The sequence below is a fragment of the Pacificispira sp. genome (assembly GCF_965228185.1).
Lineage (GTDB): Bacteria > Pseudomonadota > Alphaproteobacteria > UBA8366 > Aestuariispiraceae > Pacificispira.
In genome coordinates this window covers 849,926-873,222 of record NZ_CBDDHE010000008.1, presented here as the reverse complement: position 1 = coordinate 873,222, position 23,297 = coordinate 849,926, and the positions used below count along the sequence as shown (strand labels likewise).

The following is a 23,297-nucleotide window of genomic DNA, read 5'->3' as shown; positions in this document are numbered from 1 at the left end:
ACTCTGCGGAGCCTCTGCGCCCTCAGCGTTCGAGCGTGTTTTCGGGCCACAATTGCCGTCATTCCGGCGAAAGCCGGAATCCAGGGGTGCATGCAGGATCGTGTCCAATTCCCTGGACCCCGGCCTTCGCCGGGGTGACGAGAGTTGAGGCGGTGTGAGGAGCCCTCTCAGCCGCCGCAGACCGAACAGTCGGGATTCTTCGGTACCGCGATCTTGCGGAACGTCTGGTCCAGCGCGTCGAACAACAGCAGATGGCCGGCCATGGAACTGCCGAGGCCGAGCAGTTCCTTCAGCACTTCGGTCGCCTGCAGGCTTCCCATGACCCCGGCGACGGCGCCGAAGATGCCGACCGTGTCGCAGCGCGGTACCAGACTGGGGTCGGGCGGCTCCGGGAAGAGGCAGCGATAGCACGGGCCGGTCTCATAGGCCTTGTAGGTCGTCAACTGGCCCTCGAACCGGACCAGGGCGGCGCTGACCAAGGGCTTCTTCAATTTGAACGCCGTGTCGCTGGACAGGTAACGGGCGGCGAAATTGTCGCTGCCGTCGACGATCAGGTCGTAATCCGCGAACAGATCCTCGGCATTGTTCGGGCCCAGCCGCATGCGGTGTTCGATCACCTCGACATCGGGGTTCAGCAGGGCGATGCGTTCGGCGGCGCTGCGCACCTTGGGCTGGCCGATCTCCTCGGTCGAATGGATGATCTGGCGCTGCAGGTTGGACAGATCGACCACGTCGTGATCGACGATGCCCAGCGTGCCGATCCCGGCCGCCGCCAGATACATCAGTACCGGCGCGCCCAGGCCGCCCGCACCGACGACCAGCACTTTGGAGGACAGCAGTTTCAACTGCCCCTCCTCGCCCACCTCGTCGAGGATGACGTGACGGGCGTAGCGTTCCAGGCGGGTGTCGTCGAGTTCGTCCATGGTCGTTCCTGTCAGCCGCGTTCCTGCGAAAGCAGGAACCTTCGTTACCCCGGCACTGTGGTGGACCCTATCAAGGCTCCTGCTTTCGCAGGAGCACGGCCGCTGTAAGTCTAAAGCCCGTCGAACAGGCTGGTCGACAGATAGCGTTCCGCGAAACTGGCCAGGACGGTGACGATGGTCTTGCCCTTCATCTCCGGACGCTCCGCGATCTCCAGGGCGGCGGCCAGCGCGGCGCCCGACGAGATGCCGCAGGCGACGCCTTCCAGCTTGGCCGCTTCGCGGGCCGTAGCGAAGGCCGTTTCGTTAGCGATACGAAGCACCTCGTCGATCACATCCTTGTTCAGATTGTCCGGGATGAAGCCGGCGCCGATGCCCTGAATCTTGTGCGGACCGGGCTTGCCGCCGGAAATCACCGGGCTGTCTTCCGGCTCCACCGCGACGATGCGAATGCCGGGATTGCGCTGTTTCAGAATCTCGCCGACCCCGGTGATCGTGCCGCCGGTGCCGACCCCGGCGACCAGAACGTCGACCTTCCCGGCGGTATCCTTCCAGATTTCCTCCGCCGTCGTGACGCGATGGATCTCCGGGTTGGCCGGATGGGCGAATTGCTGGGGGATCACCGCGTCCGGCAGGGTCTGCACCAGCTCCTCCGCCCGCGCGATGGCGCCCTTCATGCCCAGTTCCGCCGGTGTCAGGTCGATCTCGGCCCCCAGAAGCTTCAGCATCCGGCGGCGTTCCATCGACATGCTTTCCGGCATTGTCAGGATCAGGCGGTAGCCCTTTGCGGCGGCGACGAAGGCCAGGGCGATCCCGGTATTGCCCGATGTCGGCTCGACCAATGCGGTCTTGCCCGGCTCGGCGATGCCCTGTTCCTCCAGCGATTGGATCATGGCATAGCCGATGCGGTCCTTCACGCTGGACAGCGGGTTGAAATATTCCAGCTTGGCCAGAACCTCCGCCTCGACGCCATGCGCCGCCGTCAGGCGGGACAGGCGGACCAGCGGCGTCGCGCCGATCGTGTCGAGGATGCTGTCGTAAACCTTGCCGCGGAACTCACCGGTCGTCATGTCCGATCCACCCTTGGAACCATTGTCGTTATGCGCGCCCGACTTTAGCGTAGGAAACGCCTGCGGCAAGTCATGCGCCGCGATTAAGGGGGAAACCGCCATGCCCGATACGCCGGCCGCCGATCCGCGCGCCTTGTTGAGCGATCCCGCGCCGATTGACGAGGCCGCGATCCGCGCCTATCGCCTGGACCGGGTCCGCGCGGCGCTGGCGGCACGCGATCTGGCAGGTATCGTACTTTGGGATCCGATCAATATCCGCTATGCGACCGGGTCCCGGAACATGCAGGTCTGGACCATGCACGCGCTCTGCCGCTACGCCTTCGTGCCGGCGGAGGGACCGGTCGTGCTGTTCGAACTGGGGTCGTCCCGGCATCTGAATGCGGGGCTGGAGACGATCGACGAGATCCGTCCCGCCCTGTCTTTCGACTACATGATCGTCGGGCCGCGCGGGGAGGAATTCGCCCGGCGCTGGGCGCGCGAGATCGCGGACCTGATGCGTTCGGCCGGGGGCGGGCGACTGGCATTGGACCGGGCCGACCTGCCGCTGGTCCGCGCGCTGGACGCGGAAGGCGTGGACAGTGTCGACGGCAAGGGCGCGATGGAACATGCCCGGGCGGTCAAGTCGCTGGAGGAGATTCGCGCCTTCAAACGCTCGCTGGAAGCCTGCGAAGGCGCGGTCGGGGACATGCGTGCGGCATTGACGCCGGGCATGACGGAACAGCAGGCGCTGGGCCATCTGTTGCGCGGCATCGTCGATCGCGGCGGGGAATATCCGGAAACGCGGCTCCTCACCTCCGGCCCGCGCACCAATCCCTGGTTTCAGGAAACGGCCGACCGGGTCATGCAGGCCGGAGAGCTGCTTAGTTTCGATACCGATCTGATCGGACCCTACGGCTTTTACACCGATATCTCCCGCAGTTGGACCGTGGGCGAGACCCGGCCCAGCGACGGGCAGCGTCGTCTCTACGATCTGTCCCGGCGTCAGATCGACCACAACATGGCGCTGCTGCGGCCGGGTCTCGCCTTCCTGGATTATTCCGACAAGTCCTTCCAACTGCCGGAACCCTATATCGCTAACCGCTATGCCGATGTCGCGCATGGCTGCGGACTGGGCGTGGAATATCCGCTGATCTGGTACAAGGAGGACGCGGATTGGGGCGCCTATGACGGCGTGTTCGAAGAGAACATGATCGTCTGTCTGGAAAGCTATGTCGGCGCAACGGGGGGACCGGAGGGCGTGAAGCTGGAACAGCCGGTCTGGATCACCGCCGGCGGGCCGGTCCTGCTGTCCGACTATCCGCTGGAGGACAGCTACGCCTGAGCGGACGGTACCCCGGTAATCGACCGCACAATCTGGAGAACGGAGTCGCCAAAGCCCCGGAATTGCGCTAGTTTTTGCGGTGGAGAGAGAAGCTCTTGCGCGGGCGGTGGCCCGGTACCTTTGGAGAGAGGGGTACCGGGTCTTTCATGACAAGCCGCCGGGGCGCCGCGACAGAATGTCGGTTCCCGACCGATAACTTCCTTCGGTCGACAGACGGGGACGGCGACAGACCGTGGCACTGACCGTGTTCGATCCGGGCAGCGTGTTCACCACGCTGGCCTTCACGCCTTTCGAACGGGCCGACCCGCTTGTGCGCGCGATCCAATCCGCCGCGGTGGAGCCGGCCGGTTTCAGCACCCTCAATCAGGTCGGCGACCGGACATTTCGCGGCTTCACGGCGGATTCGGCGGGCATTCAGTCGCGGCCATTGCAGTTGGCGCTCGACAATTTCCTCATCCTGTCCTCGCTAACCGCGAAGTTCGAGAGCCGCTTGCAAGACACGCGCGACGGTTTTCTGCGGGTGCGCGAGACCCTGACCGACGCGATCCGAAACGAGCGGCCCAATCTCAGCAACCCAGCCGAAACGACATTGCAGAATTCCCTGCTGGCCCAACTTATTGCGGCGGCGGAACAAGCGGGTCTTCTGGAGAACACGGCATCGAAACCGGTGGCGGTCCCGAAGTATCTGGACTTTACCCGGCGCCCGGCGGAAAGCGCCGTCTTTGGCGATACCCTGTCCGGCGTCGCCCGCGAAGGCGGATTGTCGAGCGCCTTCGTGAAAGGCGTGTCGGTCGCGGCCGGCGAAGAGGTGCTGCTTTCGAACCTGCTGATCGGCGCGCAAAGCGGTACCGCGACCCATTACGCGGTGTCGATCCGCAACGAGCTGGGCGGCCAGGCGGAATCAGGGCTGTTCGACGGCGGCGGCTTCGCGGTCGCCAATGGGGCGGTCTTCACCGCCGCGCAATTGTCGGATATCCGCGTCGTCGCCGCAACGGGCGGCATCGGATCGCTGGACTATCTGTCCATCGTCGAACTGCGCGATCCGGAGGGCGATCTGGTATTCGAAGGGCGCGGCGCCTACCGCACCGTCGCGGTCAATTCCACCGCCGCGGCCGAATTGCGGTCCGAAGGGGTCGGCGGGGCGGAACCGATCAAGGATTATCGTTTCTATACCGAATCGGGCACGGCCTTCACCCGGATCCGGCTGCATGTCGAGGGCGTGAATTCCCTGGGATATACCGACGCCCTGTCGGCGATCGAAGGGGGCGCGCTGCGGGTCAGGATCGGCGAAGAATTGCTGGACGGGTCGATCAATCGCGGCCAGATCGACCGCAGCCAGTCCAGCGGCGACACGCTGGTCGTCGTCTTCCCGTTCCAGGCGGCAGAGGACGGCTTGGCCCAGAACGGGCTGGATGTTGAATTGCGGGCCGTGGAGGCGGGATTCGATCTGACCACCGTGACCGCCCGCGTCGATTTCCCCTAAACCCCGTGCCGCGGCAGCGCAGCCGTATGGACAGCCCCCGGCGGCTGGTCTAGAACGCCGCGTTGAAGTGTAAGTTCACGCTGCGGCGAGGCCGCAGACTCCGTGGGGGGATCACGGATAGCAAGGTCTTAATCATGACACAGCTCAATTCCTATCGCACCGGGCCGGACGAAGACGGGGGATTCGGAATCTACGGCGGCCGCTTCGTTGCGGAAACCCTGATGCCGCTGATCCTGGAAGTTCAGAAGGCTTACGAGGCCGCCAAGGACGACCCGTCCTATCAGGCGGAAATCGACTACTACGCGCAGCATTATGTCGGCCGGCCCAGCCCGCTGTACTTCGCCAAGCGGATGACCGAAGAGCTCGGCGGCGCGAAGATCTATTTCAAGCGCGAAGAGCTGAACCATACCGGCAGCCACAAGATCAACAATGTGATGGGTCAGATCCTGCTGGCGCGCCGCATGGGCAAGACCCGCATCATCGCCGAAACCGGCGCGGGTCAGCACGGCGTCGCGACGGCCACGGCCTGCGCCCTCTTCAACATGCCCTGCAAGGTCTATATGGGTGCCGTCGACGTGGCCCGTCAGGCACCCAACGTGTTCCGCATGAAGCTGCTGGGCGCCGAGGTCCAGGCGGTGGAAAGCGGTTCCAAGACCCTGAAGGACGCGCTGAACGAGGCGATGCGCGACTGGGTCGCCAATGTCGAAGACACGTTCTACATCATCGGCACCGTCGCCGGGCCGCACCCCTACCCCGCCATGGTGCGCGATTTCCAATGTGTCATCGGGAACGAGGCGAAGCAGCAGATGCTGGAAGCCGAAGGCCGTCTGCCGGACACGCTGGTCGCCTGCGTCGGCGGCGGGTCCAACGCGATGGGCCTGTTCCACCCCTTCCTGGACGACAAGAGCGTCAACATTGTCGGCGTCGAGGCGGCGGGTCACGGGATCGAGACGGGCGAGCATGCCGCGTCGCTGACCGGCGGCCGTCCGGGCGTGCTGCACGGCAACCGGATGTATCTGCTGCAGGACGAGGACGGACAGGTGGTAGAGCCCTATTCGATCTCGGCCGGGCTGGATTATCCGGGCATCGGGCCGGAACATAGCTGGCTGAAGGATTTGGGCCGCGCCCAATATGTGCCCGTCACCGACAAGGAAGCGGTCGACGCTTTCAAGTTCTGCAGCCAGTTGGAGGGCATCCTGCCCGCATTGGAATGCGCCCATGCCATCGCCTATGTCCGGAAGCTGGCGCCGACGCTGCCCAAGGATCACATCATCTGTATGAATATGAGCGGCCGGGGCGATAAGGACGTGAATACGATCGCTGAGATCATGGGGGTGTCGCTGTGAGCATGGCCGAGACGATGGACACCGGTTTTCAGCCCGATTCCGGCCGTATCGCCGCCCGTTTCGCCAAGTTGAAGGCGGAAGGCCGGGGCGGGTTCTCCACCTTCGTTTCCGCCGGCGATCCCGATTACGACACCGGTCTGGAAATCCTCCTGGGCCTGCCGGATGCCGGGGTCGACATGATCGAGCTGGGCATGCCCTTCACCGACCCGATGGCCGATGGACCGGCGGTCGAGGCGGCCGGTCTGCGCGCCCTGAAGGCCGGTCAGACCATGACCAAGACCCTGGCCATGGCGCGCGCCTTCCGCGATGTTCATCCGGATACGCCGCTGGTGCTGATGGGCTATTACAACCCGATCTATTCCTATGGCGTAGACCGTTTCCTGACGGATGTGAAGGCTGCCGGGGTGGACGGGTTGATCGTCGTCGATCTGCCGCCGGAAGAAGACAAGGAGCTGTGCCTGCCCGCCCTGCGCGCCGGCATCAATTTCATCCGCCTGGCCACACCGACGACCGACGATCACCGCCTGCCGACGGTGCTGCGCAACACGTCCGGCTTCGTCTATTACATCTCCATCCTGGGCATTACCGGGACCAAGGAGATTCAGGCCGATCCGGTGCGTGGCGCGATCACCCGGCTGCGGCGTCACACCGATCTGCCGATCATGGTAGGGTTCGGCATCCGCACGGCGGAGCAGGTCCGGGAAATCACCCAGGTCGCCGATGCCGCCGTCGTCGGGTCGGCCATTGTCGACCGGGTGCGCACCAATCTGGACGCCGACGGCAAGCCGCTGCCCGGCTGCGCCAAGGCGGTCCTCGACTATGTCGCGGAACTCGCCGCGGGCGCACGGAACTGAAAACGGTAAGGACTGTCCCATGAACTGGCTGACGAACTGGGTTAAACCCAAGATCAAGGCGCTGGTCGGCGAGACCGATGTCCCGGACAATCTCTGGCACAAATGCCAGAACTGCGGACAGATGATCTTCCACCGCGACCTGGAAACCCATGTCCATGTCTGTCAGCATTGCGGCCATCATCTGCGCCTGCCGCTGGAAAAGCGGCTGCAGCATCTGTTCGACGATGGCGCCTATACCAAGGTCGAACTGCCGCGCGTGAAGATCGATCCGCTGAAGTTCCGCGACAAGAAGCGCTATACCGACCGGCTGAAAGAGGCGCAGGCAAAGTCCGAGACCGGGGAAGCGATTACCGTCGCCCACGGCAAGGTCGAAGGCCGCCCGGTCGTCGTCGCTGCCTTCAATTTCGACTTCATGGGCGGGTCCATGGGCATGGCCGTCGGCGAAGGGTTCCTGACCGCCGCGCGTCTTGCGGTGATGCAGCAGGCGCCGCTGATTGCCATTCCCTCCTCCGGCGGCGCGCGCATGCAGGAAGGCTTCCTGTCGCTGATGCAATTGCCGCGCACGACCATCGCCGTCGAAGAGGTCAAGGAAGCGGGCCTGCCCTATATCGTTCTGCTGACCGATCCGACCACGGGCGGCGTCTCGGCCAGTTTCGCCATGCTGGGCGACATCCACATCGCGGAGCCGGGGACGCGGATCGGCTTCGCCGGGCGCGACGTCATCGAACAGACGGTGCGCGAAACGCTGCCGGAAGGTTTCCAAACCGCGGAATATCTGCTGGATCACGGCATGATCGATCTGATCGTTCCGAGATCGAAACAGCGTGAGACCCTGGCCAATCTGATCGGGCTGCTGATGGACGGCAAGGCGTCGGCTCACAGTGCCGCCGAAAAGGCCGATGATGCGGATGAGGACGGCGGGGACGAAGGCGACCTGGCCATTCCGACGCCGGATGCCGGCCCCACCGCGGGCGACGCGAAGCCCGCCTGACCCTTCCAAGAGAGACGGCCGACGCGCCGGGTCCGGTCATGACTGCCGCTCCCTTCACCCTCGACGCGCCCGACGCGGCCAGCGACGAAGTGCTGGCCCGCCTGATGCGCCTGCACCCCAAGGTCATCGACCTGTCGCTGGGCCGGACGCAGGATCTGCTCGACCGGCTGGGCCGGCCGCAGGACCGCCTGCCCCCGGTTGTCCATGTCGCGGGCACCAACGGCAAGGGATCGACCATCGCCGCGCTGCGCGCCATCGCGGAGGCGGCGGGCTACAAGGTCCATGTCTATACGTCCCCCCATCTGGCGCGCTTCCACGAGCGCATCCGTCTGGCCGGCGCGCTGATCGGGGAAGACGCGCTGACCGATCTGCTGATTGAATGCGAGACGGTGAACGAGAACCGGCCGATCACCTTCTTCGAAATCACGACCTGTGCCGCATTCAAGGCCTTCGCCGATACGCCGGCCGACCTGCTGCTGCTGGAAACCGGGCTGGGCGGGCGATTGGATTCCACGAATATGGTGGACCGTCCGGCGGCGACCGTGATCACACCGATTTCGATCGATCATGTTCAGTTCCTGGGCGACACCCTGCGGCAGATCGCCACGGAGAAGGCCCATATCCAGAAAGCGGGCACGCCCTCGATCGTCGGTCCGCAATCCGACGAGGCGCTGGCGGTGGTCAGCGAATACGCTCAAACCGTCGGCGCGCCGCTGGCCCGGTTCGGCCTCGAATGGTCGGCAACCCCGGATGCGGCGGGCGGATTCCGGTTCGACAGCCCGGCCTGGAGCGGCAGCCTACCCGCGCCGAACCTGCGCGGCGGCCATCAAGTCATGAATACGGCCACGTCGGTCGCGGCGGCCCTGATCCTGCGCGATCAGGGGTTCGACCTGCCCGACACGGCACTGCGCGACGGGCTGGGCCGTATCGACTGGCCGGCACGGCTGCAGACTCTGACGCGCGGGCCGATCGCGGAGGCCCTGCCCGGCTGGACGGTGACGCTGGATGGCGGGCACAACGCGGCGGCGGGCGATATCCTGGCCGAGGAACTGGCCCGCTGGGCTGAGGAGGATCGGCGCGACTTCGGCGCACCGCGCCCGGTTCATGCGATCTGCGGCATGATGAACAGTAAGGCGGCGACGGATTTCCTGCGCCCCCTGGCACCCTATCTGGCCGGATTTCAGACGGTCGCCATTCCGGGCGAGGAAAATGCGTTCTCCGCCGATGATCTGGCCAGCATGGCCCGGACGGCGGGTATCGCCGGCGCCCGGGCGGCGTCGGACATTCCCACGGCGGTCGCCGGCCTTGCCGGTTTGCCCGTCCCGGCGCGCCTGCTGATCTGCGGATCGCTCTATCTCGCCGGCCGGATTCTGCGCCGCAACGGCTGATCCGTTCCGGCCCGCGCAGGTCCTCTCCGGAAATCGCTTACATCCGCCTGGGCCGGGATGATAGACTGCCGGTCCATAACGATAACGCGCACAGGGGATCAAATGACGACAAGCGCGGAAGCCGAGGGTCGACAACGCGTCTTTCTGGTCGTCGTGGACGACAGTGAGGAAATGGAGGTCGCACTCCGTTTCGCCTGCCTCAGGGCCAAGAACACGGGTGGACGTGTGGCCCTGCTCTATGTTCAGGAACCGGCGGAATTTCACCACTGGCTGGGCGTCGGGGAACTGATTCAGCAGGAACGACGGGAGGAGGCCGAGGCACGGCTGAGCGACCTGTCCGCCCGCGCCCAGGAGATATCGGGATCGATTCCGATCCTGCTGGTCCGCGAGGGCAAGCGCGGCGAGGAATTGTTGAAGCTGCTGGACGAGGATCCGTCGATTTCGATCGTGGTTCTGGCCGCCAGCACCGACAGCGAAGGCCCGGGGCCGATCATCAGCTACATGATGAAACAGGGCAGCGGGCGCATGCGGGTTCCCCTGACCATCGTGCCGGGATCTCTGTCCGTGGAACAGGTGGAACAACTCACGTGAGGAGGGGTGTCCGGCTTTGGGGTTGACCTGACGGCGCCGAATGCCATCTATGCACCCGTCGGGCACGCGATGCGCGCCCGGCTGAAATGGAATTGCGAGGACGCGATGTTTATACAGACCGAACAGACGCCGAACCCGGCCACCCTGAAGTTCCTGCCGGGACGTGCGGTTCTGGACGGCGCGGATCCGGTGGATTTCCCGGATGCGGCCGCTGCCGAAGGCGTGTCGCCGCTGGCGGGCGCCCTGTTCGAGATCGAAGGCGTCACCGCGGTCTTTCTGGGTCAGGATTTCATTTCCGTCAGCAAGGCCGACGATCGTGAATGGTACGTGCTGAAGCCGTCCGTTCTGGGCGTGATCATGCAGCATTTCACCGCGGGCCGTCCGGTTCTGGCCGGGTCGGGGTCCACTGCCGGCGGACAGGCGTCCGGCGCGGCAGAGGCCCAATACGACCCCGAGGACGAGGCCGTTGTGGGGCAGATCCGCGAATTGTTGGAAACCCGTGTGCGCCCGGCGGTGGCGCAGGACGGCGGCGATATCGTTTTCCACGGCTTCAAGCAAGGCGTGGTATTTTTGACCATGCGGGGGGCCTGTGCGGGCTGCCCCAGCTCTACCGCCACGTTGAAAATGGGGATTGAGAACATGCTGCGGCATTACATCCCCGAAGTGACGGAGGTCCGCGCCACTGCCTGACGGCAGGGTTAAGCGGATCCGATCAGGAGCACAGGCCGGACCGGGACGCCCGAAGAAACGGGCCCACCCGATCCAACTTGGTACCACATACCCTGGCACCCGGCCCCGGCGCGAACCGCCGGGGGTCCGTTTGTGTTTGCCGCCTAAAGGGCTCTCCTAAGAACGCCTTGGGCTTTGCGGCATGGGATAGAGGATGGGGTCGATGACAGACGCTACCATGATGGGCGGCCTGCCGCCGCAAGTTGGGCGTAACGAGCGCTGGATGCCATTGTTCGCCCTCGGTTTCGCGGCCGGTGTGGGCGCGGTTTTGGCCGTATCCATGCTGCAAACGCCGGTCTCGCTGACCGATACCCTGCGCCGGGACCGCGCCTCGATCGAACTGCCCGTCGTGCCGCGCATTCCGATGTCGCTGCTGCCGACGGATCTCAGCCCGCCGCCCTCCCCGGTCGATGCCTCCGATGCCGCGCCGATCCGCGTCCCGGTGCCGGAATTGCCCGCCCGCGATGTTTCCGCCGCCCCGGTTCCGTCCTTCAGCGTCGCGTCTCTGGAAACCGAATTCGACGCGCTGGACTATCGTCTGGCGGATATCCGCACCCAGTCCAGCGGCGTACCGCGCCTGGTGGCGGAGGCCGTTCCGGGCGATCTGGAGGAGATCCAGGATATTCCGCGCCGCAAGGCCGTGTTCTTCAAGATGGTGCTGCCGCTGGTCCTGATCGCGAATGAGCGCCTGGAGGCCGACCGGGCCCGCATCGCCGATTTGCGGGCACAGGAAGAATCCGGCCAGAACCTGAATGCCGAAGACAGCGATTGGCTGGCCCGTCAGTTCGAGCTTTACCGCGTCGAAGAAGGCGATTGGGATATCCTGCTGCGGCGCGTCGACGTCGTACCGCCGTCCCTGGCGATGGCCCAGGCGGCGATCGAAAGCGGCTGGGGCACCTCCCGCTTCGCCCGGGAAGGGAACGCATTGTTCGGTCAATGGGTCTGGGGCGACGATGCCGACGGCATCGTGCCGGAGGACCGGGTTGAAGGCATGACCCACAAGATCCGCGCCTTCGACACACCGCTTCAGGCGGTCATGGCCTATATCAAGAATCTGAACACGCACCGCGCCTATCGCGGGTTCCGCGATATTCGCGCCAATCTCCGCCGACAGGGCGCCGGGATCAACGGCATGACCCTGGCCGAGGGGCTGGAATCCTATTCGGAGAAAGGCCGCGACTATATCGATTTCGTGCGCAGCATCATTTCGGTGAACAAGCTGCGCCCGTTCGACCGGGCCCGGCTGCGCGACGCCCGCGCCTGACGTGAAGCCGGCCGCGCCCCGCCGATCAGTTCGGCGGCGCGACGTAATACTGCATGCCGAACCAGCGCCAGCGGCCGTCACGCGTCGGCATGGTGCAGTTGATCCGCGTACGGCCGGCCGCGAAGGGCGCGTCGAAGCGGACTTCGATGCGGTTGCCCAGCCGTTCGAACTGGGTGATCCGGCTGGTGTCGGAATGATAACAGTTCAACGCCCCTAACCCGTCTGTATCACCGTCGACCGAGAAGCCGAAGGCCGGCGGATTGCCCGGCCCTTCGGCGGGCAGCAGAGGATCCTTCGGCGTCAAACCGGAAACCCGCAGCGGGCGGGTGTTGATCAGGCGCCGGAACCGGTCGATGCCGCCGTAATTCACATTGATCGGGAAGCGCGGCAGATAGAAGCGGTCGCTGGTTGCATTCGCCACACCGGAATGCTGGCCGAACGCCGCTTGATATCCCGCTTCGGCGGTAAGCTTCATGATCTCCGTGCTGGCCTCGCCATAGGGATAGGCGAACAGTGTGGGCGCTTGGCCGATGCGCGACGCGATGCGCTGTGCGGAATCGACCAGTTCCAACCGGTTCCGGGCCGCCGACCGGGTCGGCATATGGGGGTGGGTGACGGCCTGACTGCCGATTGTCACGCCGGCATCGTGCAATTCCTTGATCTGATCCCAGGTCATGTAGCCGGGAATGCCGCGATCGACCGGCTCCGTCGCCACGAACAGCGTGAAGGGCAGATTTTCGCGTTTCAACAGGGGCCAGGCGCGTTCGAAGACGGAAGTATAGGCATCGTCCACCGTGATCGCGACCGTCCGGTCCGGCAAATCCCGCCCGTCGCGCAGCGCCGAGACGATGTCGGATAGCGGCACGACGTTGAAATCGCCGTTGGTCAGCTCCGCGATATGGGCTTCGAACTGGTCCATATCGACGCTGGTGCTGGGGTAATCGGCCTCGCCGAACCGGTGATACATCAAAATCACCGCCGCTGCTTCCGGATCCTGGGACAGGGCTGGTCCGGCAATGCCGATCGTCGATGCCGCGACCGCCAAAGCGGCCAAAGCCCGGCGCAGCGCCGATGCGCCCGTTTCGCCAAATGCCATCCCAGTCTCCATGCTCGCGGGGCCGTCTTGCGAAGGGCGCAGATTAACCATGTCAAAACCCCGTTAACAATCCGAAAGTCCGGTGTTTCTCGGGCATGACACTTGCCTTGCGACGCCGCGCGGGGCAGGTTCCGGCGATCCGCCAAACCGTGACATCGGGACCTGGACGACATGCTGATATTGGGCCTGGATTGCGCCGGTTCCGCCTGCTCCGCCGCCGTGATCGACGATGGCGTGGCACTGGCCGCGCGCCAGGAGGTCATGCGCCGCGGGCAGGCCGAGCGGATCGTGCCGATGATTGCAGAGGTTCTGACCGACGCGGACCGGACACCGGACGCGCTGGGGGCGGTCGCGGTGACGGTGGGCCCGGGCGCTTTCACCGGTGTCCGCATCGGCATCGCCGCGGCCCAGGGCATTGCGCGCGCTGCTGGATGTCCGGTCGTCGGGATCACGGTCACCGACGCTCTGGCCAACGCCGTTCCGCCTTCCGACGGCGAGACCTTGGTTGTCGTGCTGGACAGCCGCCGGCCGGATCCTTTCGTTGAGCGATACCGGTTATCCGGAAATGTCTGGCGCGGCGACGGGCCCTGCGCGTTGCCCGGGGGGCTCGGCGCCCTAGCCGCGTTCCTAGAGGGCGCCCAGGCACCGATACTCGCCGGCGATCTGGCGGAGGAGGCGCGGGCGGCCCTTCGCACCGGGCGCGTCGCCGAAATATCGCCTCATCCCGACCCGGTGCGCGTCGCGACGCTGGCCGAAAGAGCGCTGTCTGGGGGCGAGGCTGCCCCCGCCGTTCCGCTCTATCTGCGGGCCCCGGATGTATCGGCCCCGTCGAAGGACCGTGCGCGCAGGCCGTCTGGCACATGACGCGGGTCGCCATTCAGCCCGTCGGCACCGAGGCGTTTCGAGTTATCGCAAGGCTCTATGCCCTAAGCTTCGACGATCCTTGGCCGGAACCTTCGGTTCGAGAACTTCTCTCTGCGTACGGGACCTGGGGTCTTGTCGCGCTGACCGGTGAGGCCAAGGACCCGGCCGGGTTTCTGCTGGCCCGGGTCGTCGCCGACGAGGCGGAAATCCTCTCCATCGGCATTTCTCCAGACCACCGCCGCACCGGGCTGGCCAAGGCGCTGATGGCGGCGGCGATGCCGCGGATGGCCAATTCCGGTGCGGTGAATGTATTCCTGGAAGTTGGCACGGACAATCCGGGTGCGATGAACCTTTACTTTGGATTGGGTTTCTTGGAGGTCGGGCGCCGAAAGAAATACTATCGCCGACAGGACGGAAGCTATGCCGATGCCTTGGTGCTACGGAAACCACTACTTCGAACGTCCTAGAATACCTCTCTTAAAAGTTTCGTTAACAGGGGCTTGAAATTAGTTCGATCAGGTTAATTCTGTTCTTGCAGCAACTCTAATTTTCTTGCTAAGTCCCGTTAAGCCCGGAAAAAGGAAGAAAGGTACTTTCCTTCTTTCTTTCACGGGGCTGGTGAGAGAAATAGAAAAATTCGCTGGGCACTATATATCGGGTTCGTGGGATGAAGTCTTGCGTATACCCACATTGAATGAAAGGTCGCAAAATGGCGGAAGCAAATGAAACGGACATCAGCTCTTCGGAACTGTTGCAGCTGACCTCCGATATCGTCGCCGCGCATGTTTCCAATAACTCCGTCCCGTCTTCGGAACTGTCGGGCCTGATCGAACAGGTTTACCGCACGCTGGAGCAAGTCGGGAAAGCGCCGGAGCCGGAAGCTGACAAGCCGATCCCCGCCGTGTCGATCAAGAAATCGGTCCATCCGGACTATCTGATCTGTCTGGAAGACGGCAAAAAGTTGAAAATGCTGAAGCGGCATTTGAAGACCGCCTATGATATGTCGCCCGAAGAATATCGCGAGCGCTGGGGTCTGCCGGCGGATTATCCGATGGTCGCGCCGAACTATGCCAAGCAACGCTCGAAGCTGGCAAAAGATATCGGCCTCGGCCGGCGCAGCCGCAAAGCCAAATAAACCCGCGGGGCATTCCCGTGCGATGATGCGGTATTCCGGGATCTTGAGAAGGCTCCGGGATGCCGCGAAGGCGCTGTTGGTCGCCGGGTCCAATCCGTTTGATCCGGCGCACGCCTGCCGTTAGTGTAGAGCAACTCGAATCAGGGACGGTAGGGGACGCCATGGCGGACGGAAACGATCCACTTCGCATCGAAAAGCTTTGCTCTGAAAAGGGCCTGAAGATGACGGAGCAGCGGCGCGTCATCGCCCGCGTCTTGTCGGAAAGCGCCGACCACCCGGATGTCGAGCAGTTGCATCAGCGCGCGACGGAGGTCGACCCCCGGATCAGCATTGCGACGGTCTATCGCACCGTGCGCCTGCTGGAAGAGGCGGACATCCTGACCCGTCACGATTTCGGTGACGGCCGTGCCCGGTACGAGGAAGTGTCGGACGAGCATCACGATCACCTGATCGACATCGATTCCGGTGAGGTGATCGAATTCCACAACGACGCGATCGAAAAGCTTCAGGAAGAGGTCGCGCGTTCCCTGGGATACAGGCTTGTCGATCACCGGCTGGAACTGTTCGGCGTGCGGCTGGACCGTAAGGACAAGAAAGCCAAAACGTGAGTGCACCCAGTAGTTTGAATGCGTCGCTGGCCCAACTGACCAGCAACAATCTTGGAATCCGTCTGGCCGACGGCGATCCGGCCTTTATCGATGCGTCGCAGGCGCTGCGCTATCGTGTCTTTTATGAAGAGATGACCGCCAAGCCGACCGACGAGATGGCGGCCCGCAAGCGCGATTTCGACGATTTCGACGCCGTTGCGGATCACCTGCTGGTGGTCGATCGGGACCGCGGCGACGGGCCGGAATCCGTCGTCGGGACCTATCGGCTGACCCGGCGCGAGGCCGCCGCACGGCACGGTCAGTTCTACACGGTCGACGAATACGATATCTCCGCGATTACCGATCGGCCGGACGAGATCCTGGAACTGGGACGGTCCTGCGTCGACGAAGCCTATCGCACCCGCCATGTCATGGAACTGTTGTGGCGCGGCATCGCCGCCTATGTTTTCCATTACGATATCGAATTGATGTTCGGCTGCGCCAGTATTCCGGGAACGGATCCCGACGCGCTGGCCTTGCCGCTCAGCTATCTCTATCACAATCACCTCGCACCGCCGGAGAAACGCCCGGTGGCGTTGGCGTCGCGGCATGTGGAAATGAACCGCATTCCGGCCGACCAGATTGATCGGCGCCAGGGCTTGGCCGCGGTGCCGCCGCTGATCAAGGGCTATCTTCGCCTGGGCGGTTATGTCGGGGACGGCGCGGTGATCGATCCGCAATTCGACACGACCGATGTCTGCATTGTGGTCGAAACGCACAATGTGACCGGCCGCTATTACAAGCACTATTCCCGGAAAACCGGGGAAGGAAGCGGAGATGAGCGCGCCTGAGACCGGTAACGGCGTGCCGGCCGGCGTGACCGTGCCTCCGGCGGCGGAGCGCCGACCGGGATGGTTTCCGGCACTCGACGGTCATCTGAAGCCGTCGCGCCTGCTGGGCGGGTTGCGCGCGACCGGTATCGCGCTCTGGACCGTCTGGATGACCTGTCTGAACATCCGCAGCGCGCTCAGCCGCCGCGGCATGACGCCGGCGACCACCATGAAATGGCACCGCAACGTGCTGCGCCTCGCCGGAATCGATGTGACGATTACCGGTCAGCCGGTGCGGGATCGGCCGGTCATGGTCGTCGCCAATCACGCCTCCTATCTGGATATCATCACGCTGGGCGCTCTGCTGCCCTGCTCCTTCGTGTCGAAGTCGGAAGTCCGGCATTGGCCGGTCTTCGGCTGGATGGCGGTGCAGCAGCGCACGATCTTCATCGAGCGCGATCCGCGCAAGGCCGCACATCACCTGGGCGAGATGAAGGCCCGGCTGGAGCAGGGGGCCTGTCTGGTCCTGTTCCCGGAAGGCACCAGCACCGACGGCGGTCGGGTCCTGCCCTTCAAATCCTCCCTGTTTCAGGCCGCCTCCATCGAGTTCCCGGAGACGGGAGAGATCGAGGTCCAGCCGGTCTCCATCGCCTATTCGCGGTTGGACGGCATGCCGATGGGGCGCGCCCTGCGCCCCTATTACACCTGGTATGGCGACATGGAACTGGCACCACATCTGATCGACTGGCTCGGGCTCGGTTCGTTGGGCATCGATGTCATCTTTCACGAGCCGGTGCGGCTGTCCGAATCCGGCGGCCGCAAGGGCCTTGCGGCGCGGACGCAGGCGGCCTGCGCACTAGGTGTGGAATCGGCGCTGCGCGGTCGGCCGGAGGCGGTCGAAACCCGCGCTGCCCTGTCCGTCGATCCTTGAAGTCGAATCAGGCTTGGGCTAGACTCGTTTTCAGGTCCAAGCGGCCGTGATCGGCAAGAACAGGCGGTATGCAGCGCAGCGCACACCCAATAACAGCTTGTTTATCGGCAATCCGGCGATTCCCGCCGGCGGTCGTCGGGACGGCCGCCGCATGACCTGTCTCCGGTGCGGTGTTTCGGGCGGATTCCGCGCGGCGCGTGCCGAGCCTTCACTCTCTGCGGCATTGACGGAAGGCGGCCCGGTGCCCTATCAGGCGCGCGACCGCGAATTCCCGCCCATTGCGGAACGAGAGCGCCAATGACCCAGAATACCGCCAGCAACACCCGCAAGGTCCATATCAAGACCTATGGCTGTCAGATGAACGTCTATGATTCCGAGCGCATGCTGGAAACGCTGCGGCCGCTGGGATTCGAGATGACGTCCGAGGCGGAAGGCGCCGATCTGGTGATTCTGAACACCTGCCATATCCGGGAAAAGGCGTCGGATAAGGTCTATTCCGAACTGGGCCGCCTGCGCGAGGCGCAGGGCCGCAAGAGCGAGGCCGGCGGCCGCATGATGCTGGCCGTCGCCGGTTGCGTCGCCCAGGCCGAAGGCGAGGAAATCCTGATCCGCGCGCCGCAGGTCGACATGGTTTTCGGGCCGCAGACCTATCACCGCCTGCCGGAACTGATCGCGCGCGCCGACCGGGAAACCGGGGCGCGGCAGGTCGAAACCGACTTTCCGGTCGAGGATAAATTCGACCACCTGCCCGAAGAGCGTCAGACCGCCGGGGTCACGGCCTTCCTGACGGTGCAGGAAGGCTGCGACAAGTTCTGCACTTTCTGTGTCGTTCCCTACACGCGCGGGTCCGAACAATCGCGCCCGGTCGCCGCGATCCTGCGCGAGGCCGAGGGTCTGGTGGCGCAAGGTGTGCGCGAAGTCACGCTGCTGGGCCAGAATGTGAACGCCTATCACGGCATCGGACCGGACGGACGGGAATGGAGCCTGGGCCGCCTGGCCCGCGCGCTGGCCGAACTGCCGGGCCTGGACCGGATTCGCTATACGACCAGTCATCCGCGCGACATGGATGATGAGCTGATCGCGGCCCATGGCGATCTGCCGGCGCTGATGCCCTTCCTGCACCTGCCGGTGCAGAGCGGGTCGGACCGGATCCTGGCGGCGATGAACCGCAAACATGCCGCCGACGAGTTCCGCCGCATCGTCGACCGCCTGCGCGCGGCGCGTCCGGATCTGGCGCTCAGTTCCGACTTTATCGTCGGCTTCCCGGGCGAGACCGACGCGGAATTTGCCGAGACCCTGCGCCTCGTCACCGATATCGGTTTCGCGTCCTCCTTCTCGTTCAAGTATTCGCCGCGACCGGGCACGCCGGCCTCTTCGATGGCCGATGCGGTGCCGGAATCGGTCAAGTCCGACCGTCTGGCCGCGCTGAACCAATTGCTGGAGGCGCAGCAGGAGGCCTTCAATCACGGCTGTGTCGGGCGGCGCCTGCCGGTGCTGATCGAAAAGCCCGGCCGCAACCCCGGACAATTGGTGGGCCGGTCGCCCTATCTTCAGCCGGTCCATATCGACGGAACCGCCGATCTGATCGGGCGGGTGGTCGATTGCGATATCGATTCCCTTCGGTCCTACAGCCTGTTCGGCCGGATCGCCGCTCTCACCCCTGAAGAAAGGGCCTGCGCTTGAATTCGATCCCGCACGGCGACGTGGCCGTCGAGCCCCGCGTCATCGACTTCGACGACAACCGTCTTCTGCCGGAATTGTTCGGCGAACATGACAAAAACCTCGTCCGGATCGAAACGCAGCTTGGGATTTCGCTGATCAATCGCGGCAATCAGATCGCCATGACCGGCCCGAAAGACGCCGTCGAACTGGCCGAAGCCGGGCTCAAGCGGCTGTATAGCCGGTTGAAGGGCGGGGAGCGGATCGAGGACGCCGATGTCGACGCCGCCCTGCGCATGGCCGGCCAGCCGACCGACCTTTTCGGCCAGCAGGAACCGGTGATCCGCACGCGCCGCCGCCAGATCGGACCGCGCACGCCGACGCAGGCCGAATATATCGACGCGATCTATGGCCATGACCTGGTCTTCGGCCTGGGTCCCGCCGGGACAGGCAAGACCTATCTGGCCGTCTGCATGGCGGTGTCAATGTATCTGTCCGGTCAGGTGGAGCGCATCATTCTGTCCCGTCCGGCGGTCGAGGCCGGAGAGCGCCTCGGCTTCCTGCCCGGCGACATGAAGGAAAAGGTCGACCCCTATCTGCGGCCGATCTATGACGCGCTCTACGACACGCTTCCGGCCGACCAGGTGTCGCGTAAGCTCGAGAACGGCGATATCGAGGTCGCGCCCTTGGCCTTCATGCGCGGCCGGACGCTGAAAAACGCCTTCGTCCTGCTGGATGAGGCGCAAAACACGACGGCGATGCAGATGAAAATGTTCCTGACCCGACTGGGCGAGAACAGCCGCATGGTGGTCACCGGCGATCTGTCCCAGATCGATCTGCCGCCGGGTCAGATTTCGGGCTTGGCCGAAGCGGTGCAGACGCTGTCCGACGTCAAAGGAATCTCGATGATCCGTTTCAGCGCGGCCGATGTCGTGCGGCATCCGCTTGTCGCGCGGATCGTTCAGGCGTATGACGCGCGGGACGCGGTGAAAGCCGGCGGAACGAAACGATGAGCGACCCGGAATCCTGGGACATCGCGATTTCGGTCCTCCAGGGCGACTGGACCGGTCCGGACGAAGAGACGGTGCGGCGCGCGGCCTTGGCGGCCCTGGGCGCGGTAGGTCCGGACGGGCCGCTGGAACTGTCGGTCGCGCTGGCCGACGACGCGACGGTGCGCGAGTTGAACCGGGATTACCGCGGACAGGACAAACCGACCAATGTCCTGTCCTTTGAGGCCGGCGACGACCCGATGCCGGGTCAGCCGTTGATCCTGGGCGATTTGGTGCTGGCGCGCGAGACCTGCGCGCGCGAGGCGCTGGAATCGGATAAGAGTTTTGGCGATCATCTGACGCATCTGACGGTGCATGGCGTTCTGCATCTGTTGGGCTACGACCATATCGAAATGGACGAGGCCGAAGAGATGGAAGCGCTGGAAGTTGAAATTTTGGCGGAAATGGGGATCGAGAATCCCTATCTTGAGAAGCCGGAAGCGGTTTAGAGGCGAGTTTTCGAGAGGATCATGGCGGACCAGATTACGACGAGCGACACCGGCTCGGCCGACCCCGGAGCGGGGGAGCCGAGTTCTAGGAAGCCGGGTGGCCTGCGCGGATTTTTGCGCGCGCTGCTCGGCCGAAACGGTGACTCGCAGCTTCGCGACAGTTTCGAAGAACTGCTGGAGCAGCACGACGACCGCGAAACCCCGATCGACCCGGACGAACGGGCGCTGATCGACAACATCCTGAATGTCGGCGAGGAAACGGCCTATGACGTCATGGTGCCGCGCGCCGACATCGTGTCCGTGCCCGTCGACACCAATCTGGACGACTTGGTCGCGATCATGTCGCGTCAGCCGCATTCGCGCTATCCGGTGCACCGCGAGAGCCTGGACGATGTCCTGGGCATGGTTCACATCAAGGACGTGCTGGCCGCGACCACGGAACCGCGTGAGAATTTCTCCATCCGCAAGGTCATGCGCAAGGTCCTGTTCGTGGCGCCGTCCATGCGGGTACTGGACCTGCTGCTGCAGATGCGCATGAACCGTCTGCATATGGCGCTGGTCGTCGACGAATATGGCGGCATCGACGGGCTGGTCACGATCGAGGATCTGGTTGAGGAGATCGTCGGCGAGATCGAAGACGAGCATGATGTCGACCGGGGCCCGAAGATCGAACGCAAGCCCGACGGCACTTGGATCGCGGATGCGCGCCTGGATATTGAGGATCTGGAGGATCGGATCGGTCCGGTCCTGACCGAAGAGGAGCGCGAGGAGGATATCGACACGATCGGTGGGCTGGTCTTCACCCTGGCCGGGCGTGTGCCGATCCGCGGCGAGCTGATCCCGCATGAAGCGTCCGGGCTGGAATTCGAGGTTCTGGAGGCCGATCCACGCCGGATCAAGCGCATCCGGTTGCGCTACCGCCCGCCCGGCGCGGTCAACGATGCGATCCCGCCCAGCCCCGCCAAGGCGGCGGAATAACACGCGCCGCCGGCGCCTTTCCCGGAAGGAAGCCCAAGAATGACCGACCGCCCGTCCAACGGAGGTGTCGCCTTCGTGACCGGCCTTCCGGGGCGGCTCGGCGCGCTGGGTCTCTGGCGGCGGCGCGGTCTGCTGTTCGGTCTCGGTGCCGCCACCGTATTGGGTCTGCCGCCGGTCGATGCCTGGCCCGTCGCCTTTCTGACCTTGCCGATGCTGATCTGGCTGCTGGAAGGGGCGCAGTCCCGGAAGCAGGCTTTCGGGACCGGCTGGTGGTTCCTGTTCGGCTATTTTGCCGTCGGCTGGTACTGGATTTCCAACGCGCTGCTGGTTTTCTCCGCCAGCTTCGCCTGGATGATCCCCTTCGCGCTGATCGGTCTGCCCGGCGCCCTGGCGGTCTATGGCGGTCTTGCACTTCTGATCCCGCATATCCTGCTGGGGCCGGGGCCTCAGCGCCGGGTCGCGCGCGTGTTGTTGACCGTGGCGGCGCTGGCCGGGGCGGATATCGCGCGCGGTTTCCTGCTGACCGGCTTTCCCTGGAATGTCTTCGGGTATCTGTGGTCGGGCACGGAGGCGCTGAGCCAGTCCGCCGCGTTGTTCGGGGTGTATGGCATTGGCCTGCTGGTGCTGTTGTCCGGGGCGCTGCCGGCGCTTGCCGCAAATGGTGGGCGTAAGGCCATTGCTGCCCTGGCCGTCGCCGTGGCAATTCCGCTTCTGACCTATGCCGGTGGCGCCGCCCGGCTGGCCGATGCGCCGGATTTGGCGGTTCAGCAGGCCGACCCGGCCCTGCCGGGTCTGCGCATGGTGCAGGCCAATGTGCCGCAGCGGGAAAAGTGGCGGCATACTTTGCGCGAACGCAATCTGCAAATCCATCTGTTGGATAGCGCGGAAAACCGGCCGGATTGGGTCGGCACGGTCCTGTGGCCGGAAACCGCCGCCGCCTTTCTGGTGGAAGACAGTGATGATTATCGCGGCGCGATGGCGCGTTATGCGGTGCCGGATAATGGCTATCTGATCACCGGCGCGCCGCGCCGCACGCTGCAGCCGGAAAAGGCCTTGTTCAACTCCGTCGTGGCGATCGACGGACGATCGGTGGTGCGGGCGCGCTATGACAAGGCGCATTTGGTCCCGTTCGGCGAATATGTGCCGCTGGCGAAATACATGCCGTTTGGCAAGGTGGCGGTTGGAGAGATCGACTATTCCGCCGGACCCGGCCCCCGCACGATCCATCTGCCCGGCCTGCCGTCGTTCTCGGCGTTGATCTGCTATGAGGTGATTTTCCCCGCGGCGGTGACCGATCCCGCGGACCGCCCCGCCTGGCTGCTGAACGCCACCAATGACGCCTGGTACGGCCGGACGGCGGGACCGTATCAGCATTTGCAGCATGCCCGGATGCGGGCCGTGGAAGAAGGGCTGCCCCTGGTTCGGCCCGCCAATACCGGGATCTCCATCGCCTTCGACGGGTATGGCCGTGAAATCGGGCGCATACCGTTGGAAACGCGTGGGGTTTTGGATTTGCGTTTGCCGCCGCCACTGCCCGCCACTGTTTTCGCGCAACAAGGCATGACTCTACCCTTGGTTATGCTGGGCCTGCTCGTTATCGGCGGTCTCTTTGCGCGGCGCATCAAGGTCTGACAGACCGGAAATGTTGACCATCTGACCGACGGGCGGTACCTATGATGGAACGCACGCAAGAGGCGTATCGCGTTGCCGTCGCCGCGTCCTTTTCGCGGCATGGTTATGGGGAGGTCGGTCCGGGCCTGCA

23 protein-coding genes are annotated in these 23,297 nt (G+C 64.5%); 20 read left to right on the top strand and 3 right to left on the bottom strand.

From position 1 onward, the window contains the following. Positions 1-167: 167 nt before the first annotated feature. The gene (locus ACO06O_RS18925; RefSeq protein WP_421883408.1) at positions 168-923 is read right to left on the bottom strand and encodes a HesA/MoeB/ThiF family protein; all 756 of its coding nucleotides are present in this window, start codon (positions 921-923) and stop codon (positions 168-170) included. A 110-nt stretch (positions 924-1,033) separates the two neighbouring features. Further along, complete coding sequence (gene cysK, locus ACO06O_RS18920; RefSeq protein ID WP_421883405.1) at positions 1,034-1,990, bottom strand: cysteine synthase A; 957 nt, start codon at positions 1,988-1,990, stop codon at positions 1,034-1,036. Positions 1,991-2,090: 100 nt separating this feature from the next. On the opposite strand from cysK, the gene ACO06O_RS18915 reads away from it, so the two are divergent. The 9 genes from ACO06O_RS18915 (at position 2,091) to ACO06O_RS18875 (ending at position 11,957) form a co-directional block, all read left to right on the top strand. After that, entirely contained in the window at positions 2,091-3,311 is a 1,221-nt protein-coding gene (locus ACO06O_RS18915; protein ID WP_421883402.1) for a M24 family metallopeptidase, read from the top strand. Positions 3,312-3,543: 232 nt separating this feature from the next. After that, positions 3,544-4,794 carry a hypothetical protein gene (locus ACO06O_RS18910; protein WP_421883398.1) on the top strand — a complete coding sequence of 417 codons (1,251 nt, stop codon included), beginning with the start codon at positions 3,544-3,546 and terminating at the stop codon, positions 4,792-4,794. A gap of 134 nt (positions 4,795-4,928) precedes the next feature. Further along, the gene (gene trpB / locus ACO06O_RS18905; RefSeq protein WP_421883395.1) at positions 4,929-6,140 is read left to right on the top strand and encodes a tryptophan synthase subunit beta; all 1,212 of its coding nucleotides are present in this window, start codon (positions 4,929-4,931) and stop codon (positions 6,138-6,140) included. A 2-nt stretch (positions 6,141-6,142) separates the two neighbouring features. Next, on the top strand, positions 6,143-6,994 hold the full coding sequence (trpA, locus tag ACO06O_RS18900) for a tryptophan synthase subunit alpha (protein WP_421883392.1): 852 nt from the start codon (positions 6,143-6,145) through the stop codon (positions 6,992-6,994). A gap of 19 nt (positions 6,995-7,013) precedes the next feature. Then, positions 7,014-7,985 carry an acetyl-CoA carboxylase, carboxyltransferase subunit beta gene (accD, locus tag ACO06O_RS18895; RefSeq protein ID WP_421883389.1) on the top strand — a complete coding sequence of 324 codons (972 nt, stop codon included), beginning with the start codon at positions 7,014-7,016 and terminating at the stop codon, positions 7,983-7,985. A gap of 38 nt (positions 7,986-8,023) precedes the next feature. Continuing rightward, positions 8,024-9,373: a bifunctional folylpolyglutamate synthase/dihydrofolate synthase gene (locus ACO06O_RS18890; protein WP_421883386.1), complete on the top strand. Its 1,350-nt coding sequence runs from the start codon at positions 8,024-8,026 to the stop codon at positions 9,371-9,373. A 102-nt stretch (positions 9,374-9,475) separates the two neighbouring features. Continuing rightward, positions 9,476-9,964, top strand: coding sequence for a universal stress protein (locus ACO06O_RS18885; protein ID WP_420419120.1), 489 nt, complete (start codon positions 9,476-9,478; stop codon positions 9,962-9,964). A gap of 105 nt (positions 9,965-10,069) precedes the next feature. Continuing rightward, positions 10,070-10,654 (top strand): NifU family protein, encoded by a 585-nt coding sequence (locus ACO06O_RS18880; RefSeq protein ID WP_421883383.1) that lies wholly within the window; start codon positions 10,070-10,072, stop codon positions 10,652-10,654. Positions 10,655-10,856: 202 nt separating this feature from the next. Next, positions 10,857-11,957 (top strand): glucosaminidase domain-containing protein, encoded by a 1,101-nt coding sequence (locus ACO06O_RS18875; RefSeq protein WP_421883380.1) that lies wholly within the window; start codon positions 10,857-10,859, stop codon positions 11,955-11,957. A 25-nt stretch (positions 11,958-11,982) separates the two neighbouring features. Here the strand turns inward: ACO06O_RS18875 and ACO06O_RS18870 are convergent, their stop codons facing one another. After that, on the bottom strand, positions 11,983-13,053 hold the full coding sequence (locus ACO06O_RS18870) for a polysaccharide deacetylase family protein (RefSeq protein WP_421883377.1): 1,071 nt from the start codon (positions 13,051-13,053) through the stop codon (positions 11,983-11,985). 171 nt (positions 13,054-13,224) lie between these two features. Here ACO06O_RS18870 and tsaB point away from each other — a divergent pair, with 171 nt between their 5' ends. The 11 genes from tsaB (at position 13,225) to lnt (ending at position 23,167) form a co-directional block, all read left to right on the top strand. Further along, on the top strand, positions 13,225-13,917 hold the full coding sequence (tsaB, locus tag ACO06O_RS18865; RefSeq protein WP_421883373.1) for a tRNA (adenosine(37)-N6)-threonylcarbamoyltransferase complex dimerization subunit type 1 TsaB: 693 nt from the start codon (positions 13,225-13,227) through the stop codon (positions 13,915-13,917). Further along, a complete protein-coding gene (locus ACO06O_RS18860) occupies positions 13,914-14,384 on the top strand; it encodes a GNAT family N-acetyltransferase (protein ID WP_421883370.1) in 471 nt (156 codons plus the stop codon). Before tsaB ends, ACO06O_RS18860 begins: the two co-directional genes overlap by 4 nt. Before the next feature lie 242 nt (positions 14,385-14,626). Further along, on the top strand, positions 14,627-15,052 hold the full coding sequence (locus ACO06O_RS18855) for a MucR family transcriptional regulator (protein ID WP_420419114.1): 426 nt from the start codon (positions 14,627-14,629) through the stop codon (positions 15,050-15,052). Between the two features lie 161 nt (positions 15,053-15,213). After that, positions 15,214-15,660 carry a Fur family transcriptional regulator gene (locus tag ACO06O_RS18850; RefSeq protein WP_421883367.1) on the top strand — a complete coding sequence of 149 codons (447 nt, stop codon included), beginning with the start codon at positions 15,214-15,216 and terminating at the stop codon, positions 15,658-15,660. After that, a complete protein-coding gene (locus ACO06O_RS18845; RefSeq protein WP_421883365.1) occupies positions 15,657-16,490 on the top strand; it encodes a GNAT family N-acetyltransferase in 834 nt (277 codons plus the stop codon). Before ACO06O_RS18850 ends, ACO06O_RS18845 begins: the two co-directional genes overlap by 4 nt. Continuing rightward, positions 16,477-17,400 carry a lysophospholipid acyltransferase family protein gene (locus ACO06O_RS18840; protein WP_421883362.1) on the top strand — a complete coding sequence of 308 codons (924 nt, stop codon included), beginning with the start codon at positions 16,477-16,479 and terminating at the stop codon, positions 17,398-17,400. The genes ACO06O_RS18845 and ACO06O_RS18840 overlap by 14 nt, the downstream gene beginning before the upstream one ends. A gap of 297 nt (positions 17,401-17,697) precedes the next feature. Then, complete coding sequence (miaB, locus tag ACO06O_RS18835) at positions 17,698-19,083, top strand: tRNA (N6-isopentenyl adenosine(37)-C2)-methylthiotransferase MiaB (RefSeq protein WP_421883359.1); 1,386 nt, start codon at positions 17,698-17,700, stop codon at positions 19,081-19,083. Further along, positions 19,080-20,072, top strand: coding sequence for a PhoH family protein (locus tag ACO06O_RS18830; RefSeq protein ID WP_420419109.1), 993 nt, complete (start codon positions 19,080-19,082; stop codon positions 20,070-20,072). The genes miaB and ACO06O_RS18830 overlap by 4 nt, the downstream gene beginning before the upstream one ends. After that, positions 20,069-20,557 (top strand): rRNA maturation RNase YbeY, encoded by a 489-nt coding sequence (ybeY, locus tag ACO06O_RS18825; RefSeq protein WP_421883356.1) that lies wholly within the window; start codon positions 20,069-20,071, stop codon positions 20,555-20,557. Before ACO06O_RS18830 ends, ybeY begins: the two co-directional genes overlap by 4 nt. Positions 20,558-20,578: 21 nt before the next feature. Beyond that, entirely contained in the window at positions 20,579-21,535 is a 957-nt protein-coding gene (locus tag ACO06O_RS18820; protein WP_421883354.1) for a hemolysin family protein, read from the top strand. 39 nt (positions 21,536-21,574) lie between these two features. Further along, positions 21,575-23,167: an apolipoprotein N-acyltransferase gene (lnt, locus tag ACO06O_RS18815; protein WP_421883351.1), complete on the top strand. Its 1,593-nt coding sequence runs from the start codon at positions 21,575-21,577 to the stop codon at positions 23,165-23,167. The last annotated feature ends 130 nt before the right edge of the window (positions 23,168-23,297 follow it).